General features: G+C 42.5%; 15 protein-coding genes. 6 read left to right on the plus strand and 9 right to left on the minus strand.

All coding sequences use genetic code 11. The annotated features are described in order from the left end of the window. Positions 1-7 precede the first annotated feature (7 nt). Together uvrA and V7Q33_RS00815 are read right to left on the minus strand one after the other, a co-directional pair. Positions 8-2,851, minus strand: a complete 2,844-nt coding sequence (gene uvrA / locus V7Q33_RS00810) for an excinuclease ABC subunit UvrA (RefSeq protein ID WP_333818601.1) — start codon at positions 2,849-2,851, stop codon at positions 8-10. 153 nt (positions 2,852-3,004) lie between these two features. After that, a complete protein-coding gene (locus V7Q33_RS00815; RefSeq protein ID WP_331978979.1) occupies positions 3,005-3,394 on the minus strand; it encodes a hypothetical protein in 390 nt (129 codons plus the stop codon). A 179-nt stretch (positions 3,395-3,573) separates the two neighbouring features. Between V7Q33_RS00815 and V7Q33_RS00820 the strand changes: the two genes are divergently transcribed. Then, entirely contained in the window at positions 3,574-4,224 is a 651-nt protein-coding gene (locus V7Q33_RS00820) for an RNA polymerase sigma factor (RefSeq protein WP_331978981.1), read from the plus strand. Between the two features lie 168 nt (positions 4,225-4,392). Here the strand turns inward: V7Q33_RS00820 and V7Q33_RS00825 are convergent, their stop codons facing one another. From V7Q33_RS00825 to mutY, 4 genes are all read right to left on the minus strand, one after another. Then, entirely contained in the window at positions 4,393-4,983 is a 591-nt protein-coding gene (locus tag V7Q33_RS00825; protein WP_333818602.1) for a 3-keto-disaccharide hydrolase, read from the minus strand. A gap of 21 nt (positions 4,984-5,004) precedes the next feature. Continuing rightward, positions 5,005-5,565, minus strand: a complete 561-nt coding sequence (gldD, locus tag V7Q33_RS00830) for a gliding motility lipoprotein GldD (protein WP_442945878.1) — start codon at positions 5,563-5,565, stop codon at positions 5,005-5,007. A 148-nt stretch (positions 5,566-5,713) separates the two neighbouring features. Next, on the minus strand, positions 5,714-6,154 hold the full coding sequence (gene ssb / locus V7Q33_RS00835) for a single-stranded DNA-binding protein (RefSeq protein WP_331978987.1): 441 nt from the start codon (positions 6,152-6,154) through the stop codon (positions 5,714-5,716). A gap of 186 nt (positions 6,155-6,340) precedes the next feature. Further along, positions 6,341-7,384: an A/G-specific adenine glycosylase gene (gene mutY / locus V7Q33_RS00840; RefSeq protein WP_333818603.1), complete on the minus strand. Its 1,044-nt coding sequence runs from the start codon at positions 7,382-7,384 to the stop codon at positions 6,341-6,343. A 57-nt stretch (positions 7,385-7,441) separates the two neighbouring features. On the opposite strand from mutY, the gene V7Q33_RS00845 reads away from it, so the two are divergent. The 4 genes from V7Q33_RS00845 to V7Q33_RS00860 all read left to right on the plus strand — a co-directional run bounded on the left by V7Q33_RS00845 (position 7,442) and on the right by V7Q33_RS00860 (position 12,659). Beyond that, positions 7,442-7,825: an HU family DNA-binding protein gene (locus tag V7Q33_RS00845; RefSeq protein WP_331979057.1), complete on the plus strand. Its 384-nt coding sequence runs from the start codon at positions 7,442-7,444 to the stop codon at positions 7,823-7,825. 38 nt (positions 7,826-7,863) lie between these two features. Beyond that, complete coding sequence (locus tag V7Q33_RS00850; protein WP_333818604.1) at positions 7,864-8,676, plus strand: tetratricopeptide repeat protein; 813 nt, start codon at positions 7,864-7,866, stop codon at positions 8,674-8,676. A gap of 249 nt (positions 8,677-8,925) precedes the next feature. Next, positions 8,926-10,479, plus strand: coding sequence for an Rne/Rng family ribonuclease (locus V7Q33_RS00855; RefSeq protein ID WP_331978993.1), 1,554 nt, complete (start codon positions 8,926-8,928; stop codon positions 10,477-10,479). Between the two features lie 29 nt (positions 10,480-10,508). After that, entirely contained in the window at positions 10,509-12,659 is a 2,151-nt protein-coding gene (locus V7Q33_RS00860) for a hypothetical protein (protein WP_333818605.1), read from the plus strand. 363 nt (positions 12,660-13,022) lie between these two features. On the opposite strand, the gene V7Q33_RS00865 is transcribed toward V7Q33_RS00860, so the two are convergent. Then, positions 13,023-15,992 carry an AsmA family protein gene (locus V7Q33_RS00865; RefSeq protein ID WP_333818606.1) on the minus strand — a complete coding sequence of 990 codons (2,970 nt, stop codon included), beginning with the start codon at positions 15,990-15,992 and terminating at the stop codon, positions 13,023-13,025. Between the two features lie 222 nt (positions 15,993-16,214). Beyond that, positions 16,215-17,648 (minus strand): aldehyde dehydrogenase family protein, encoded by a 1,434-nt coding sequence (locus tag V7Q33_RS00870; RefSeq protein ID WP_331978999.1) that lies wholly within the window; start codon positions 17,646-17,648, stop codon positions 16,215-16,217. Between the two features lie 136 nt (positions 17,649-17,784). On the opposite strand from V7Q33_RS00870, the gene V7Q33_RS00875 reads away from it, so the two are divergent. After that, the gene (locus V7Q33_RS00875) at positions 17,785-18,621 is read left to right on the plus strand and encodes a hypothetical protein (RefSeq protein WP_333818607.1); all 837 of its coding nucleotides are present in this window, start codon (positions 17,785-17,787) and stop codon (positions 18,619-18,621) included. A 15-nt stretch (positions 18,622-18,636) separates the two neighbouring features. On the opposite strand, the gene V7Q33_RS00880 is transcribed toward V7Q33_RS00875, so the two are convergent. Next, positions 18,637-19,341 carry an OmpA family protein gene (locus V7Q33_RS00880; RefSeq protein ID WP_331979003.1) on the minus strand — a complete coding sequence of 235 codons (705 nt, stop codon included), beginning with the start codon at positions 19,339-19,341 and terminating at the stop codon, positions 18,637-18,639.

The raw sequence follows: 19,341 nt of genomic DNA on the forward strand, positions 1-19,341 counted from the left end.
CACCGCCCTATTGAGTCAGTTTCTTTCTCAGAAACTCAGCCGTATATCCTTTGCCTTTTTTTACCATCTCTTCCGGTGTACCTTCAAACATAAGAGTGCCACCTTTTTTCTCTCCGCCCTCGGGCCCAAGATCAACAATCCAGTCAGCACATTTAATGATTTCAAGGTTGTGTTCAATCACCATCACGCTATGCCCCTGATCAACCAGAGCATTGATTGCCTTCAGCAGTTTAGATATATCGTGGAAGTGAAGACCCGTAGTAGGCTCATCGAAGATAAAGAGTATGTGACCTTCCTGCGAATTTTTACCAAGAAACGAAGCAAGCTTTACACGCTGTGCTTCTCCACCACTTAACGAGTTGGATGATTGACCAAGTTTAACATACCCAAGGCCCACTTCACTCAAAGGAAGTATCTTATCATAGACCGCTTTCTTATCGCGGAAAAATTCGAGGCCGTCCTCAACAGTCATGTCAAGTATATCGGCTATGTTTTTGCCGTTATATTCAATCTCCAGGATCTCTTGTTTGAATCGTTTGCCATGGCAGCTCTCGCACTTCAAAAAGATATCAGCCATAAATTGCATCTCTACACGAATTTCACCTTCACCTTCGCATGTTTCACAGCGGCCGCCTTCCACATTGAAAGAGAAATGCGATGGTTTATAACCGCGCTGTTTGGCAAGAGGCTGATCTGCATACAAATTGCGAATAGCATCGTATGCTTTTACATAACTGATGGGGTTTGATCGCGAAGATTTACCAATCGGATTTTGATCGACAAACTCCACTTGCGTGATCTTCTGAAAATCGCCTTCGAGCTTATCATATTTACCTGGCGACTCTGCAACCGATCCATTCAACCGCCCGATAGCAGGATATACTATTTTCTTGATCAGTGTGGATTTACCGGAACCGCTTACTCCCGTAACAACAGTAAGCACACCCAATGGAAACTTTACCGTAAGGTTCTTCAGGTTATTCTCACGAGCACCAAATACGGTAACCGAATCTTTCCACTTTCTTCTTACCAATGGTATCGCAATCTCTTCGCGGCCGCTCAGATAATCGGTAGTATGCGATTTTACTTTTCCGTTTACATCTTTTAACGTTCCCTGAAATACAAGCTCGCCACCATGACTGCCTGCGTCAGGTCCTATATCAATAATCTGATCGGCAGCACGCATAATCTCTTCTTCATGCTCTACCACAATTACGGTGTTGCCCAGGTCGCGCAGTGTTTTCAAAACACTTACCATGCGGTCGGTGTCTTTGGGATGCAAGCCTATACTGGGTTCATCCAATATATACATGGAACCCACCAGTGCACTACCCAGTGATGTGGCCAGTTTAATGCGCTGATATTCGCCACCGGATAATGTAGAGGTAATGCGGTTCAGGGTAAGATAGCCTAATCCTACTTTCGTAAGATACTCCAGGCGCGAGCGGATTTCGGTTAATATTCGTTCCGATATCTTTTGATCGTGCGTTGGTAACTTCAATTTTTCAAAGAAGCTCAATGCATCTTCGATTGGTAGCAACACAATGTCGGTTATGGATGTATCGGAAATTTTTACATACTGTGCATCCTTGCGAAGTCGCGTGCCTTTGCAATCCGGGCAGTTTGTTCTTCCACGGTAGCGCGACAGCATTACACGATATTGAATCTTATGGGTTTTTGATTCAAGATATTTAAAGAAACCATTTATACCATCGAAGTATTCATTGCCTTCCCATAACAGCTCCTGTTGCTTTTTAGTAAGTTCGTTATAGGGACGATGAATCGGGAAATCGAATTTAATACCGTTCTTCAGCAGAGGCTTCTGCCATTCGCCCATCGTTTCGCTTCGCCACGGAGCAATGGCACCCTCGTATACCGAAAGAGATTTATCTGGAATCACGAGGTCTTCATCTATACCCAGAATTTTACCAAAGCCTTCGCAGGTCTGACATGCGCCATATGGATTGTTGAAGCTGAAAAAATTGATCGATGGCTCAGTAAACTTCATGCCATCGAGTTCGAAGCGGTCAGTGAATTGTAATTTCTTTTGACCTTCTGCGTATACGATACAGTCGCCTTCACCTTCAAAGAAAGCTGTCTGCACAGAATCAGAAATTCTGAACGTAGTGTCTTCATCCTCCGGATTTACACTGGCACGATCGATCAGTATCTCAATCTCACCTTCAATCTTTACGGCCTTTTTCTTTTTGGCTCCTTCCGCTTCGGTACCGATGAGTTCTTCTATAAATTTTACTTCGCCGTTAACGAGTATCCGCGCAAAACCTTTGCTTAGCAGAAGATTGAGTTCATCTACAAGTTTTCTCCCTTTCTTAATGTGCAGCGGGCACGCAATCATTACACGTGTTCCTGAAGGAAGTTTGTTTATGCTATCAACCACCGTGGTAACAGTATCTCTTCTTACTTCCTTCCCGCTAATGGGAGAGTATGTTTTACCAACGCGGGCAAAGAGTAATTTCAGATAGTCGTATACCTCTGTCGTTGTGCCTACGGTAGAGCGGGGATTACGCGTATTTACTTTTTGTTCGATGGCAATGGCCGGCGATACACCCTTGATGTAGTCTACTTCGGGCTTCTCCATACGTCCCAAAAACTGTCGGGCATACGAGCTCAGACTTTCAACGTACATGCGCTGCCCTTCAGCAAACAAAGTATCGAAGGCAAGCGAAGATTTGCCCGAGCCGGAGAGACCGGTAATAACCACCAGCTTGTTACGCGGAATAGCAACACTCAGATTTTTGAGGTTGTTAACTCTGGCCCGCTTGATGATGATGTATTCTTTGGGATTGAGTTCGTCAAGAAATGTATCGTTTGCTGATAGTGCCTGGCTCACGGGGTTCTCCTTTTTTAGTAATTCAAAGTAAACAATCTTTCCTCGTTAAAAAATTCAGAAGCAACGGCTTTCCGAATTGAAAAAAGAAAAACACCATCCGGGCAGATGGTGTTCCTTTCCTATCGTAAAATTTTATCGTGCTAAAGATTTAGACTAGCTATCGAAGTCAGGATCATAACTGGCTTCACGGCCACCTTTACCACCCTCATCATAATCATCATCATCGTTGCCACCACCGGAACCATAGTCATCAGATGACTCAAAATCATCTCCACCACCGCCAGCGTCTGCATCAAACTCGTCCTTGTTCGGTGTTGAGTCAAGATCGTATTCACCTTCACTGTTTTTAGTAACAGGTACCTTTACCAGGTATGTTGCATCTTCTGTTTCAAGTGGGAAAACAAAGATCGGTTCTTTTTTAGCATTGGTGATGCGCGTAATGCTGCTCTCATATCCATTGGGATATTGATCCTGCACCAACTCTTTTAAATCTTCGGAAAGATTTTCGAGGCTCTTGATAACTTTTTTCTTGCTTGGGGCCATACTGCGAATTGTGACACAATTTCTGCGGGCAAATAGCTAAAGAATTTATATGAGAGGCAAGAATTTTTTAAAAATTTTTTGCGCTGATTCAGAATCTTTCTATCTTTTCAAACCAATTCTAACACAAACCCCATTACAATATCGAGCGAGACCTCTACGTTACCTAAATGTGAGACAGAATGATTGACAGCAGATTCAGCGACAGCCAACTCGTGTCGCTCTATCAAACCGGTAACGAAGAAGCTTTCGAAACGCTCCTGCACCGACACAAGTCCAAACTTTATACAGCTATTTACCTGATCGTAAAAGATAGGTATACAGCTGAAGACTTACTACAGGAAACTTTCGTGAAAGCCATAAATACCATCCGTGGAGGACGGTATAACGAAGAGGGAAAATTCCTTCCATGGATAAGCAGGATTGCCCACAACCTGGCCATTGATCATTTCCGGAAAGATAAACGCTATCCGGAGATCGTACTGGAAGACGGCAGCCGCGTTTTTAACTCATTGGAGTTTGCAGAAGAGTCTATGGAAGACAAACAGGTATTTCGCGATACGCGCTCAAAGCTGCGCGACTATATTAAAGAATTACCCGCCGAGCAAAAGCAAGTGCTGATTATGAGGCATTATCTGCAAATGAGCTTTCAGGAGATCGCCGATCGCACCGGAGTAAGTATAAACACTGCTCTGGGAAGAATGCGATATGCGCTGATAAACCTGCGTAAGAAGATGATCAAATACAGAGCCTATGATAAAAACTTTTACGCAAACGGACTTGATCAGGTATTTATACCACGAGACTACGGAGACGGAGAGCAAGGCGATTGATAAAGCCTTGGCTTGCGATGGCGAACTAAGAGCACTCTTCAATGAGCTATCTGAAACGTTTCGAACCTTAGAGGGTGCGCAACTTCAGCCTGCAGCGTCAACAATACTCAACATATTGAGCTATTCAAGAAGCCTGCAGGAAAAGAAAACACATTGAGTGGTTTTCTGCTAGAGTTGTTTTAGCTGTATTACCCGCCAGCGAACTTTCACACCACCGCCATCGTGGATCTGGAGTGCTATTTTTCCAGTGCTGGCTCCTATTTTCTCATCAGTCAGCGTTATCATAGGATGACCGTTGAGAAATGTTGTTACCAGATTATCTTCTACCCGAACGATCATCCGGTTCCATTCTCCTTCTTTTAAATAGTTTTCTTTTTCTGCACCCGGCTGCATCAACCAGCCGCGTCCATACGATTCATATATACCACCGGTGTGTTTCCCTATGGGTGCAACCTCGGCTTGCCAGCCGCTGATCTTGGTTCCTTCAATCGAACAATGAAAAAAAACTCCGCTGTTGCCGTTCGACTCCTGTTTGAACTCAACCGTTAACTCAAAATTTTTATAGGTGTTATTCGTGGCCAGATATCCATATTGCTTATCGGGTCCGCTTTCGCAGATCAATTCACCTTTCTCTACATACCATTTCTCAGTGCCATATACCTGCCAGCCAGTAAGATCTTTTCCATTAAACAGGTTAATGGATTGGCTGAACGCAATCGAGCAGAAAAGCATAAACAGAAATGTGAACGGAAGCTTCATGTGGTTCGCGTAGTTTAATATTTACTTATCCTTCCATTCAAGCGTGTTGATCATGTGCATAATATCCTTTTTCATATACTCAATGGCGGGAGCCAGAGAGTCGTTCGCTACGTGGGTGTTGAAGTAGAGCGCGCCGCGCAGAAAATTTTTGGACGAATCTGTTACCGTAAACTGAAACTGGCTTGGTACCTCTCCTTCAAGCTCTGCAATCACAGCCGTTTTTCCGCTGGGTGTTTTTGTAATAGCCTCATTGATAGCGTAGGCTTTGATCTGGTGTTTGGCTGTTAGCGTATAGGCATCATCCAGAAATTCTTTCAACAACTTGTCGTTGTGATTGATGCGCTTGTACGTAACGTGAACATTCGCTTTTAATGTCGGATAATATACTTCTATCCAATAGCGTTCACGAATGTTCGATGTATCGGGTAGCAATGAAGCATATTTTGAATACTCGAACGAATAAGGAAGCGAATCGGGTAATGGCTGATAGACAGGTGGTGGCAATTCGAGACGGTTATAGCCTAATGGCTTTGGCAAATAATCGCGTGTGCATGATGCTATAAGAAAGAAACCTGCCAGCATAAGTATATATGCTACATGCGTCTTATTTATACGTGAGCGTTTTTTATTTCTCTTGAAATTATATGACTCTGTCGATGTATCAATCCTGTTTACATCTTGTGCTGCCTGCCTCTCAATCATTACCCGAATGCTTCAGATTTAAAAATTCTTAGAAAGGAAGATCATCTGTACTGTTATCAACAGGAGCGCTGGTGCGCATGCTTTCGGATGTGCTTCGCTCTGGTGCCGAAGAATATTCACCACCGCCGCTTCCGCCTGTTTTAGGGGTAAGCATCGTCATGTTGTCGCCAACTATTTCTGTTGTATAACGGGTAACACCATCCTTCTCCCATGAACGTGTGCGAAGTTTTCCTTCAATAAAAACCATATCGCCTTTGCGAAGATATTTCTGTGCAATCTCTGCAAGGCCTCTCCACAGCACAATGTTGTGCCACTCTGTTATTTCTTTCTTCTCACCTGTAGTGCGGTCTTTATAACTTTCGGATGTAGCAATGCTGAAGTTTGCAACCACTGCGCCATTATCAAGATTTCTTACTTCCGGATCTTTGCCCAAACGGCCTACGAGAATTACTTTGTTTACACCTGACATATTATTGTTATTTAATTTTTTACTCTCTTAAGAATTACTGAAGTCGATGAAGACAATCTTCAAAAATGGCTCGCATAAATTCACGCGCAATCTGCAAAGCTAAAAATGCAAAGCCGGTGAAAGATTAAAATCTGAAATTTAATTTACCACTTAATGACTTCTAAACAAACATAAAATAGTACGCCATCAATACTCCTCATCTTCAAGAAAACGCGTGATCAGCACAGGCTTGGGAAGCGCAGCAATCTGTTTGGGTGTATAGAATTTCAAAGCTTTAGAAGCTTGTTTATCATGCTCAATCGATATAAAAGTGGCATGAATGATCTGGTGACTGAGAACGTGTTTATATTTTTTGGAACTTACCCGTGCCTCTTTCACAAAATCTTTTAACCAAGCATTTTCCTTCATAATCTTGATAGCATCGGTAGATTTAGTTTTCTCCACCAGATAAAAATCATAAAGGCCATGCCAGATGTCTTTTTCATCACGCTTTTTCATAAGCAGCGATTTTCCTTTTCGAAAAACGAAGTAATAGAAATAACGGGGCCTTGCTGCTTTAGCCTTAGCCTTTACCGGAAGCGATGCCTGTAGATTCTTCTGTGAAGCAAAACATGTTTTAGAGAAGCCACATTGATCGCACGATGGACTTACTGGTGTGCAAAACAACGCACCAAACTCCATTACCGCCTGGTTATGGAGATCAGGATTTTTTGATGAGATAAGCTCATTGGCCAGTGTTGCAAAATATTTTTTGCCTTCCGGGCTGTTTATTTCTTTATCTACACCAAAGATGCGCGCAAGCACGCGAAAAACATTTCCATCGACAACCGCTACTTTCTCCTGGTAAGCAAAGGATGCAATTGCAGCGGCGGTATAGTCGCCAATGCCTGGAAGTTTTTTGAGTTCTTCAAAGGTGTTAGGAAACACACCATTATAGCGTGTCACAACTTCGCGGGCACATTTATGCAGGTTGCGTGCACGCGTGTAATAGCCCAACCCTTGCCACAGCCTCAGTACATCTTGTTCGGCGGCAGAAGCCAGTGCCCTTACCGTTGGGAATTTTTCAATGAACCTTAAATAATAAGGAAGACCCTGCACAACACGCGTTTGTTGAAGAATAATTTCAGATAACCATATTCTATAAGGATCGCGTGTAGTGCGCCAGGGCAAATCGCGCTTATTTTGCTCATACCATTCAACGACTTTATCAGAGAAATATCGCTTGTCCATCAGCCTGATAATCAGAATTTTTCAATATTCATTTTTAAATCTAAGACCGGCGTATAAATTTGCCAACCCAAAAAATTTCGACTTAAAAATACTAACACAGTGACCAAAGCAGATATCATCAACGAAATCGCGGAAAAGACCGGAGTAGACAAAGCAGATGTAACAGCATCAGTAGAGGCATTTTTTAGCGTGGTGAAAAATTCAATGTCGAACGGTAATAATATTTATATCCGTGGTTTTGGAAGTTTCATAAACAAAAAGCGTAAGAAAAAAATCGCCCGTAACATTTCGCGTAACACAGCTTTGGTTATTGACGAACACTACGTTCCTGCTTTTAAGCCTGCCAAAATTTTCGTCAGCAAGATCAAGAACAGCGAAAAAGTAAAATTGTTAGCCGACAGTGCTGAGAAAGTTCGCGAAGAAGAGGAAGATGTCGATTAATAATGACTGACCGATACGTTTCTGTTCTGAATTAACGAATGCTAAAGACACGAATTATATTGATTGTGGTCTGCGCAGTGCTGATCACTGTAATATTCATGCTTCCGAAAAGCGTAGTGGAAAACGATAGCCCATTGGCCACAACCACGCCTGCAGACTCGGTTTCCAAGCATATGGATGTACATGCCAGCGCCCCTAAAGAAGTGGTTGCTTCCATCACGCATCTTCGGGTTCTGATCAAAACAGGTTCGGATAAAGAAAAAAATGCTATCTTTGCCGACTCTTTGGCAAACCTATACCTGATTGCTGGCAAATTTGACAGCGCAGCATGGTTTGCAGAGGAGGCATCGAAGTTCTTTAACACGAAGGAAAAATGGATTAAAGCCGCAGATAATTATTATCAGGCTTTCACTTTCGCGACAGACCAGGGCAAGCAGGAAAAACTTGCCGGCAAGGCGCAGGAGATTTACAAAAAGGTGTTGGATGAAAATCCGAAAGACCTGAATGTAAAAACGAAACTGGCTATGACCTATATCAGCTCACCAAACCCCATGCAGGGTATTATGTTGCTGAGAGAGGTACTGTCCGATGATCCAAAAAATGAGCTGGCGCTGTTCAACATGGGCATGCTCTCGATTCAATCTGGCCAATACGACAAAGCTGTCGAGCGGCTGGAAGAATTGGTGAAGGTAAATCCCAATCATACGCAAGGTCAACTACTACTCGGCATTGCGTTGATGAACACCGGCGAAAAGAAACGTGCGAAAGAACAATTCGAAAAAGTGAAACAACTGGATAAGGATCCGTCTGTGCAAGCTACAGTAGATTCGTATCTGAAGGATTTAAAATAATTGTTTAACCCACTTGTCTATCGTTTCGGGCACCAGCCTGTTGCGATGATAAAAACTTTAAAAGCATTTATACTATGCCAAGCGGAAAGAAAAGAAAGAAGCACAAAATGGCAACGCACAAGCGTAAGAAGCGTCTTAGAAAGAACAGACATAAGAAGAAATAATCCGTAACCGGGTTTCGCCGGTTACACTGCTTTATACCAAGCAGCCTTTCTATACACATCATTTTTTACTTAACTATTTGTTCTTTTGAGTAACGAACTAATAATTAGTGCAACTCAGGACGGATGTCGTATAGCCCTTCTTAAAGATAAGACGCTGGTTGAATTCCATAACGAGGAAGAAGGCAGCAAGTTTTCAGTAGGAGACATTTATCTCGGCTCTGTAAAAAAAGTTGTACAGGGCCTCAACGCAGCATTTATAGATGTTGGTTATGATAAAGACGCCTTTTTGCACTACCTCGATCTGGGGCCACAGTTTAGTTCACTCTCGAAGTTTACCAAACTCGTTCGGGCCAAAAAGATCAATGGTGGAAAGCTCGACAAATTCAACACAGAACCTGATATTGATAAGCATGGTAAAATAACCCAGCAGCTTACCAAGGGTCAATTAATACCCGTTCAGGTTGTTAAAGAGCCAATCTCTACAAAAGGGCCTCGATTATCCTGCGAGTTATCATTAGCTGGTCGATACCTGGTATTGGTGCCATTCTCCAATGCTGTAAGCGTATCAAAAAAAATTACCAGCAGCGATGAGCGGAAACGCCTACTCCGGCTCATTCAATCCATTAAACCTGAAAATTTTGGAGTCATTATCCGCACCGTTGCGGAAGGAAGAGAAGTAGCTGAGCTTGACCGCGACCTTCGTAACATGGTTAACACCTGGGAAGAAGGTATGGCCAGACTGGTTACAGCCAATCCTCGCGATAAAGTAATTGGCGAGATCAGCAAAACATCTTCCTTGCTCCGCGACATGTTGAACGAGTCGTTCGACAATGTACACGTTGATGACAAAAAGATTTACGAAGATGTAAAGGCGTATGTACACAGCATTGCGCCAGACAAAGAGAAGATCGTAAAGTTATATACTGGTAAAGCCAAGATCTTCGAACATTACGGCATCGAGAAGCAGATCAAATCTGCATTTGGTCAAACCGTAAGTTTAAAAGGTGGTGGATATCTCATCATCGAGCACACCGAAGCCCTTCATGTGATCGATGTGAACAGCGGTAATAAATCTAACCGCGAAGAAAACCAGGAAACAACAGCACTCTCTGTTAACCTGGAGGCTGCCAAAGAAATAGCACGCCAGCTCCGACTGCGGGATATGGGAGGAATTATCGTGATCGATTTTATCGACATGAGAAACCTCGACAACAAGAAACTCATCTACAAAACCATGAAAGATGAGATGGCAGAAGACAAAGCAAAATCTACTGTGCTGCCGCTGTCGAAGTTCGGATTAATGCAGATCACACGCGAGCGTGTACGCCCGCAAATGAATATTACCACCAAAGAAGTTTGTCCTACCTGTAATGGTACCGGTAAGATTACAGCTTCTATATTGGTTTCTGATCTTATCGAAAAGAATGTAGAGCATCTTTTGGTGAAACAGAACGAGAAAGACCTGGTGCTGGCATTGCATCCCTATCTGCATGCTTACTTTACCAAAGGTTTGATTTCGCAGCGTATGCGGTGGTATTTCAAATATAAGCGTTGGGTTACTTTGGTGATGGATTCATCTATGGCTGTGACGGAGTTTAAGTTCCTCAACAAGGAAGGCGAAGAGATTCAACTTTCCTGATAAGTAAGCTAACCCAGCTCTATAAATACATGCGTATCTGTTTATTGGCGCTGTTCATACTGATTGGTCAGTGGGGATGGGCACAAAAACCATGGAAAACTTTTGTCTCCGAGAAAGGCGCTTTCTCTGCCGACTTTCCTGCGGAACCTCAGGTAACATCCGTCAATCGCCAGACACCTGAGGGCATCGATATAAAAATAAATATTCACATGGTCACTGCCGAATCGGTGGTGGCCTATGTGATTTATAATGAATTTCCAGTAGGCTTTAATATTCTCGATGATTCGCTATACCTCACCGAAGTAACACGCGAGGCAGTGGCACGCATTGGTCAGGAACCATCACTCATCCAGCCGATGACGTTTGAAGGATTTCCCGGGCGCAAACTTTCTACAAAAATGAAAGACGGTATAATGGAGATCAATGTTATTCTCCGTACTAACCGTGCCTATATAGTTACCGGTTTCTTTCCTGAAGGAAGAAGGGCCGATCTGACAAAGTTCATGAAGTCGTTCAAATTTCTTCCTTATAAGAAACCGGAATGGACAAACTATCAATCGACAGATAATTACTTTAAAGCAGATTTCCCTACAGAGCCAACACAGGAAGAAGATAATTCTTCAGGCACCAACATGTTGGTATACTATGGTCAGGATATAAACAGCAGCAATAATTACTCGCTCGCTATTGAAAAGTATTCGATATATGATCAGTTTGAGAGCGATACGGCTGTGCTGGATGCGCGTGTAAATGCTTATAAGCTTAGAGGCGATTCTGTTATACAGGAACGCGATGTAATGATAGATGGGCGCCCCGCAAAAGATGTGATCATGACACAAGGTAAAAATCACTTCCAGTTTCGCATCGTTACATTTGTACGCGGTCTCTTCGGCTATACTTTGTTCACCTTTCTTCCGCCAGAGGATATACAAGGTGAAACCGCGAATCACTTCTTTCATTCCTTCCGCTTTGTTGGCCAACCACCAGGCGATCTGCTGGCCGATAAAAAATCTTTACTGCTGAAAGATATAGTCAGCCCCGACACATCGGTATGGAAGAAAGCGAAGAAATTTTTTAGTGGCTACGAATTTAAAGAGAGTGATCTCGAGACGTTGCAGAGCCTGATCACGAAAATATATTCAGATGATCGTGAACCTGAACATAATCGTAAGGAGGTAATGCTGGATGCTCTGGCTAACCTGAAATCAGGGCGATCAATTTCTTTTATTGAAAGAATATTCCCTTTGCTTGTTGCAAATCCTTCACAGGAGTATGCTGCTTTAAAAGTATTGTCCAAGATAAACAACAGGCAAAGCCTGGCTTTATTGGCTAAACTTCTACCTAAACACAAACCCGTACAAGAAGATAGCTGGAAGTATAATGTAATCTTCAGCCCGTATGTGATAGACTCGGCTGAGCAAAAATCATTTTTACTTAGCACGATAAAGCTCCTTCCGACAGCCGAGTATAAAAATGGTTTATACATGCTGGTCAATCATCTACTGAAAAACAAAACGCTGACATTTGGCGAACTGGTTGCCTATAGAAAAATAATTCTGCAGGATTTGGAAAGCGAGAGCCAGACTTATCTGAAAGACTCAACTTATAAATACCTTGACGACATTGTGGCAATAGCGGGATACGATCAGCCAACACCTAAAGTAATAGAAACGCTTCTGGCACTTGCCAGACAACATGATACAAACCTGACTGCGCAGGTAGTAACAACATTGCTTCGGTTAAAACAAAAACCGGATGAAGCTGTGATGGAGAGCTTGGCAAAAAATCTTCAGACCAGAACAAACTTTTATGTGACATTAAATGACTTTGGTTTACAGCAACATTTTCCGGCCAAGTATGCTAACCAGGATAGTCTTGCGGTGGGAGAATTCAACGACTTTCTGAGCGGTGAATACGATTCGTACGATGTATCTTATCCGATAAAGATTGTTTATAAAACAGAGCACGACTACAAAGGTGAGCGAAAGAAATTCTACGTTGTAAAATTCTTTGATGAATATGAAGGTGCTTGGTATCGTGGCGTTTGTGGCGGATATACCCCCGGTAAACTTGAAGCATGGGGCACTATTACCAGTTCTGATTTTACAACGGATAAAGGTAAAGATCACGCAGAATATCTGAAGAAGTATCTGGAAGATATAGAGAAAGCAGAGGAATAAAAGAAGCCGTTGTATACGGCCTCTCATTTTTGACTGCTAACGAATTGACGCTAATCCTTCCTGACAAGTTTGCCATAAGCGGTCTTCTTGCAAGTGGAAGCAATAGAGGTCATTGCACTTGAGCAAAACCACTATTGCAGATCAAAAGCCGAACAGTAAAGAGTGGTAGTAGTTTTCTTTCATGCTGGACTTATGAGATTACCTGAATACGCAGAACCTTTACTGTCGGGTGCAAAACAAACATGAATAGCAATTCCTGCCGATGAATACCGGATTGGCAAAGATGAAATGGGAATAACTGTGGTTACAAAAAAAATGGTCAGGTATTGCCTGACCATTTAACAATATATACTAAGTATAAATCTAATTCTTCTTCTTTTTAAGGAGACCCTTTATAAGGCTCTTTGCATCTTCAACTTGTTGCGCTTTAGCAGAATCTGCTTTGGTCATTGTCTTCGTTGTGTCTGATGAAGACTTGCCGAGTATATTACCGACAATCTTCTCTGCCTCCGTGCCTTTCACCGCTTTTTCAATAGCCTTGGTGCCTTCCTCTTTTGCGGCGTTTGTCACGGCTTCTTTAGCTTGTTCTTTCTGTTCAGAAGAAACAAGTTTAAACGAAGGATTGGTTGCTGTACCACCCAAAGTTATAGGTAATGAAATCGTTCCGTTTGGATCGGTCTTCATGCCGGCTTTTTCTGAGAGGAAGCTGTTGAATTGAGAGCCAAGCTTACCGGCAGGTACATCCATTTTCAAAGTATAGTCTATCGATTGATCGAGCCCTGTGCTTCCGGTGACGGTTGTTTTATAGTTTCCGAATTTAACATCGAAAGGTTTTACACTCAGGCGGCCATCTTTTATAGCAGCAGACATCAACACATCCTTCATCGATACTTCATTGGCATCATTCAGTTTTGTTAATGAAGTTAACCCGGAAATGATCTTGGAATCTTTCAATGCGGCTTGTGCAATCTTGATCAATCCACCTCCATTAACGGTAGCCATATTAGGCATCATATCTTTTAACAGCTCACCACTAATCTTGAAATCAGTAGAAAAATTTCCGCTCATCATACCGGCTACAGGAGCATACGTGGATACAAGTGAAGAAGCGCTGGATGCTTCTTTTATAGATACGTTGTCGATCTTTAATCCCATGTCATATTTAGGATGCGCTATATCTTTTGTATCATATGTTCCATTTACAACAAATGCACCGCCAAGCATGTTGAACTTCAAACCGCTCAGGTTGGCAATGCCATCCTTTACAACAACATCACCGGTTGCGTTGGTAATGTTGAAGTTCATAAGCTTAACGGTTTTCAGATTCGACTTCAGCAGGAAGTCTATATTTGATGGCACCGGTATAACGCTTAATGCAGCTGTATCGGTAGATGCAGTGGTCGATTCGCTATCGGTCATAAATTCATTAAGATCCAGTAAGGTTGAGTTGAAATTCATGGAGCCTTTGATGGTTTCATTCTTACCGAATATATATCCCAGGTAATTCAGTACAGAACCACTCACAGCGAAATCGCTCTTGCCGATGGTTCCGTTTACATTTTGCAAGTCGATTTTCCTCGGGTCAAACACCATAGCGGCCTGCGACAAAGTTACGGTTGGCAGATCTTTAGTTACATATTTGAAATCTTTCAATGAAGCAGTGCCACTGGTAGGGAGGCGATCGTAATGTTCTGCCTGCACATCCGAATATTTACCTTTTGTTTCAATATCAGCTTTTACTTTTCCGGCAAGGGTCATGCCTTCCAATGGAAATACTTTGGTGATCTTCTCCAGGTCAATTCCACCTTTCGCCTTCAAATCCCAGGTATAATCGTCCAGGTTTTGGAGCAACAGGTCTGCGCTGAACTTCTCGCCATCCATCAATACAGAGAAATCTTTTACGTTAATTGTTGTTTCCGCAAGTTTTCCGGAGCTGTTTTTAACGGTAGAAGTAAAGTGCATATCCTGAAGCGGCAAAGGAAACTGTGACGACTTCACAAAGCCGTTGGTAAGTGCCATGGCAGCATCAATGGCAGGAATGGTTTTCTTGAGGCTGTCATATATACCTTTTGCTTTCAGATCAACACTATAATTACCTTTCATTTCCAAACCTTCCATTGGAAACATCTTGCTTAGTTCGGCGAGGTTCAGCTTGGCAGCGAGCGTAGCATCTACATTGGTAGGATACATTTTCGTGATGAGAGCCTTTGCATCTACCGGGTTAGATCCAAAATCAAGGTGAAGTTTTTTAAGATCGATAACCGTGTTGTCAATTATACCATCTTTATTATCTACCAGCAGATCAACATTGATGTTGTTAACAGGCGTTGGCAACTCAGGATATTTGAACATAGCATCCTTCACCAGCAGGTTCAGGTTAAACGCAGGCATCTGTGTTTCGCTATAGGTTCCTTTTACAAAACCGTTGAATGCCAGCTCGCCTTTCGTTTCAAGCTTATTGAAGCTTTCGGTATATATACCCGGAACGAGGGAAAGAATGCTCTTGAAAGAATTTTCAGGACTCTTGAAATTAATGTCCATGCCAAAATCCTTTTCATTCATTTTAAACCACCCGTCAAAGCTCATAGCAAAGTCGTTGAGCTTAGCTGTGTTTTCTTTGAAAGTATATTTCGTATAGGCCTCGCTTATCGAGATTGTAGCATCTATTTCAGCCCGTTTGTTAGTCAGGTATTCGGTGCCGTCATACGCCATGCTTACGGTATCAGCAACGGTCTTTGTCTTCAGATCAAATTCATCTTGTGAAAAATCGCCAGAGCCGGAGTGATTTACACCTTTCAATTTCATTACAAAAGGAAGGGACGCATCATCATACGTGATATCGCCACCAACGATTTCCCAATGGTCTATGCCGAATGAAAAATTACTCGACTCTTCTGAAGTTGTAACTGTATCCGTAGAAGGAATAGCAATATCGTAGTTAGCTCTTCCATCCTTCAATACTTTTACATTGATTACCGGGTGAACCAGCGAGATACCTTTTACGCGTAATTGATCGCCAAACAGGATGTCTTTCAGATTAACTTCCACTTCGAAGCTTTCGGTAGCAAAAAGAACTTCACCGTCAAACGGTTCTTTGTTAATAACCCCGAGATCGCGCATCTCGGCTGTAATGTTCGGAAAATTTTTGAAGAGCGTGAGATTGAACTTATCAACTTCCCACACAACGTGAGCATTGACAGATTTGGAAATTTCTTTACTGATCGCGGCTGCTATATCATCCTTAAAGGCAATAGGAATAATAAAGGCTGCAGCCAGAATAAGTACGATCAATCCACCCACTGTAATGAGTATCCATTTCAACGCTTTTTTCATATATAGATTTAAGAATTAGTATGTAAGATCAAGTCCGGGATTTGGGTTGAGTGTGCCGTGTGAGCAATATTGGATAACAAATCTAAACTCCATTAAATTTTAAAATCTGAACTCAAATTTACTAAACGGGAGGGAGTGTTTTTTGGTATTTGGCAGAAAGCTTCTTTTAAAAGCCCGTTACAACGTTAGGATGAGGCAGTGGTGAAATCCATATGCAGCTTTTCAAAATAGCTTTAAAAACCAATCCATCAGCTTCTTAGACATTTCTGTATAGGGAGGATAGAACGGCCGGATACTGGTGATACCACTCTTTTGTTTCATCACAGGCTTTTCGTGCGAGAAGGCCAGAAATCCGAAGCGCCCGTGCGAACTGCCTATACCACTATTGTTCACACCTCCAAAAGGTAGATTATGGTGAAGAAAGTGAATGGCACAATCGTTAATACATACAGCTCCGGCAGAAGTTTCCCGTATAATTTTTTCGCAGTCGTGTTTATGGTTTGCAAAAATATACAATGCCAATGCTTTAGGCTTCGCGTTGATGATACTCACAACTTCATCGAGGTTGGCATAGGAAACCAGGGGAAGTATAGGGCCGAATATCTCTTCTTCCATCAGGCGGCAGTGATCGGGCACGTGTGTTAAAAGAACAGGATGTATATACCTGGAAGGCTCATCCACTTTGCCACCAAACTCCAGACGCGCACCATGGTATAGTGCATCCTGCAGTAATTCATTCAGCCGATGGAAATGCTTTTGGTTAACAATGCGACAATAACTGGAGGATGTTTCAAAAGATCCGTTAGTATCGGCGAAAAGTTTTTTCACCTGTATCTTCAGCTCGTCCAGAAAAGGCTGCTGTACATTCTCATCTACCAATATATAATCGGGTGCAACGCAGGTTTGTCCGTTGTTTACAAATTTAGCGACTGCTATACGCTGAGCTGCTTCGCGAAGATTAGCAGACGCTGTAACAATCGTGGGAGACTTGCCACCTAATTCAAGAGTAACAGAAGTCAGGTGTTCGGCCGCAGCTTTCATTACCAGCTTGCCGATAGACGGGCTTCCGGTAAAAAAGATATGATCGAATGGAAACTGCAGGAGCTGTTGTGATATACTGGCATCGCCTTCAACAACGGTTACAATGGTTTCTTCAAACACTTCTTTTGCCATCCGACTCAGAAGTGCCGATACATGTGGTGTTAGTTCAGAAGGTTTAAGTACAACACTATTGCCAGCCGCTAACGCCGACACCAGCGGCCCTACAGCCAGGCTGAAGGGATAATTCCATGGAGCGATGATTAAACATACACCACGTGCTTCAGGCTGTATGTAAGAGCGTGTGCCCAGCATGGTGACGGGTGCATCTATTTTACGAGGACTTGCCCATACTTCCAGTGAGGAAATAGCGAGCCTGATTTCGCTTAAAACATGAAAGACTTCTGTTCCATCCACTTCCATAGCTGGCTTGCTGAAGTCCAGAAAGGCTGCCTGATGAATAGCCGACCTGTTGGTATGAATCCACTGGCGCAATTTTTTCAATCGCGCCATACGATTGCTCAAAGGCTCTTTCCGAAGTGTGGAAACTCCCTGCTGGTGCTTTTTAAAAGTCTCCAGGAGAATATCGGTGATGGTGGTTTCGGCGATGGTCTGCATATAGGAAAGTTAGCCAAAAATAGCAGCAGCTCAAATCACGTAGTAGGTGTTATAACATTACGTTAATGTTAACCCATACTTGCTTAATGTTACTTTTATATGTAATTTGTTAACATACACTTAACATTGGCATAACATGAAAGGCTGGGTGCTGATTTGCTTTCTGCCAGTACTTGCTTTAGCCCAGGATGCCCAAGTTATGCCCACTTCATCCACCTCGTTCGAGCATTACGTTTTTTTATACAGTACTACCGGTTTAAAGGTGAGCACAGCACCGGCTGATGCATTACCTTCTTTTGTTGAAAGGCTGACAAGCAAACGGAACGACTTTAGGCGTGACAAGGATTTTGTTGAGTACATATTCACGAAGACACACCGGCGGTTTCTGAAAAACTATATCCAATACTCTTCGTTCAGCGACCTGTTGAATAAAGGCGATTATAATTGCTTAACAGGTACAGCCCTGTATGCCTTGTTACTCGATCATTTTTCCATTCCGTATCGAATCATTGAAACCAACTATCATATTTTTTTAATGGCCGAGACTTCTGATGGAGAAGTACTGCTCGAAGCAACTGATCCTGCCCATGGCTTTACCGATAGCAAAGCGGAGATCGAAAAAAGAATAACCACCTATAGACAAAATGCTACTCAGAAAGACACTCGTAATAAGCGCTATTATTATTTCAGCTTTGATCTATACAATGTTGTAAACCTGGATGAAGTGTTGGGCTTGCTGTATTATAACCATGCCGTAATAGCCTATAACAATCATGAATGGGTGAGCACTATTGATTATCTCGAAAAGGCATCTGCACTTTATCAGTCTCCCAGACTCGAAGAATTTTCCCGAATAGTTTTATTGTCAATTGAGGCAAGCAAGCTCGATGCTTCGCTGAAAGAAAACTGCGTCAAGAAAATTCAATCGGTTCGGAAACGCAAAATGGAAATGGTAGCCAATGTCAGCTACTGAAGCTAAATCGAAAACTTAGTTTTCAAGAATACGAAGTTCGACCCGGCGATTTAAGCGGTGAGCTTCCGGAGTATCATCGCGCGATAAAGGTTGTGTACCTCCAAAGGCTTTCGTCTTGATACGATTCTTGTTAACGTTCTTTGAAACGATATAACTTTTTACAGCATCAACACGAGCCTGTGATAGCTTCATATTTTCTTTCGCATCTCCGAGATAGTCAGTATGACCTTCCAATTGGATAACCATGGTAGGATTTTCTTTCATCATATTTACCACAACATCCAGTTCAGAATAAGACTCTTCATTGAGTTTTGATTTCCCAACCTGGAAGATCACATTATCGAGGCGCATTACATTTCCTACAAGATGCTTGTTGTTGCCTGTGGTTGTTGTAGAGAGTTCTATATCTTTCAGCACTTTGTTGTTGCCTTTTGCCTCTGCAGGATCGATCAGAAATTTGGCGGTGGTAAAGCCGGGAGCTTCCACGATCAATGAGTATTTCTCATTGTCGAACAATGGAAATGAATAGGAATTGGCGTTTAATGTACCTACACGATTGCCGTATGGCAGACTTTGATAGGTTACACGCGCAGTAACAGGTTCTTTCGTTGCAGCATTGAGAATTTTACCTTCAGCATAGATCAGCGAATCGGATTGACCTACAACCGAAAGTGTGCTGCAAATAATTACGACCGAAAGTGCGAGATACTTATGAACCAT

This window comes from Ohtaekwangia sp. (assembly GCF_036786105.1).
GTDB lineage: Bacteria > Bacteroidota > Bacteroidia > Cytophagales > Cyclobacteriaceae > Ohtaekwangia.

What these genes read in the sequence shown, in the direction of transcription:
- mutY (WP_333818603.1), bottom strand. Translation starts at nt 7,384, where the DNA reads ATGGACAAGCGATATTTCTCTGATAAAGTCGTTGAATGGTATGAGCAA.
- V7Q33_RS00820 (WP_331978981.1), top strand. Translation starts at nt 3,574, where the DNA reads ATGATTGACAGCAGATTCAGCGACAGCCAACTCGTGTCGCTCTATCAA.
- gldD (WP_442945878.1), bottom strand. Translation starts at nt 5,565, where the DNA reads ATGCTGGCAGGTTTCTTTCTTATAGCATCATGCACACGCGATTATTTG.
- ssb (WP_331978987.1), bottom strand. Translation starts at nt 6,154, where the DNA reads ATGTCAGGTGTAAACAAAGTAATTCTCGTAGGCCGTTTGGGCAAAGAT.
- V7Q33_RS00870 (WP_331978999.1), bottom strand. Translation starts at nt 17,648, where the DNA reads ATGCAGACCATCGCCGAAACCACCATCACCGATATTCTCCTGGAGACT.
- V7Q33_RS00875 (WP_333818607.1), top strand. Translation starts at nt 17,785, where the DNA reads ATGAAAGGCTGGGTGCTGATTTGCTTTCTGCCAGTACTTGCTTTAGCC.
- V7Q33_RS00860 (WP_333818605.1), top strand. Translation starts at nt 10,509, where the DNA reads ATGCGTATCTGTTTATTGGCGCTGTTCATACTGATTGGTCAGTGGGGA.
- V7Q33_RS00865 (WP_333818606.1), bottom strand. Translation starts at nt 15,992, where the DNA reads ATGAAAAAAGCGTTGAAATGGATACTCATTACAGTGGGTGGATTGATC.
- V7Q33_RS00825 (WP_333818602.1), bottom strand. Translation starts at nt 4,983, where the DNA reads ATGAAGCTTCCGTTCACATTTCTGTTTATGCTTTTCTGCTCGATTGCG.
- V7Q33_RS00880 (WP_331979003.1), bottom strand. Translation starts at nt 19,341, where the DNA reads ATGGTTCATAAGTATCTCGCACTTTCGGTCGTAATTATTTGCAGCACA.
- V7Q33_RS00815 (WP_331978979.1), bottom strand. Translation starts at nt 3,394, where the DNA reads ATGGCCCCAAGCAAGAAAAAAGTTATCAAGAGCCTCGAAAATCTTTCC.
- V7Q33_RS00850 (WP_333818604.1), top strand. Translation starts at nt 7,864, where the DNA reads ATGCTAAAGACACGAATTATATTGATTGTGGTCTGCGCAGTGCTGATC.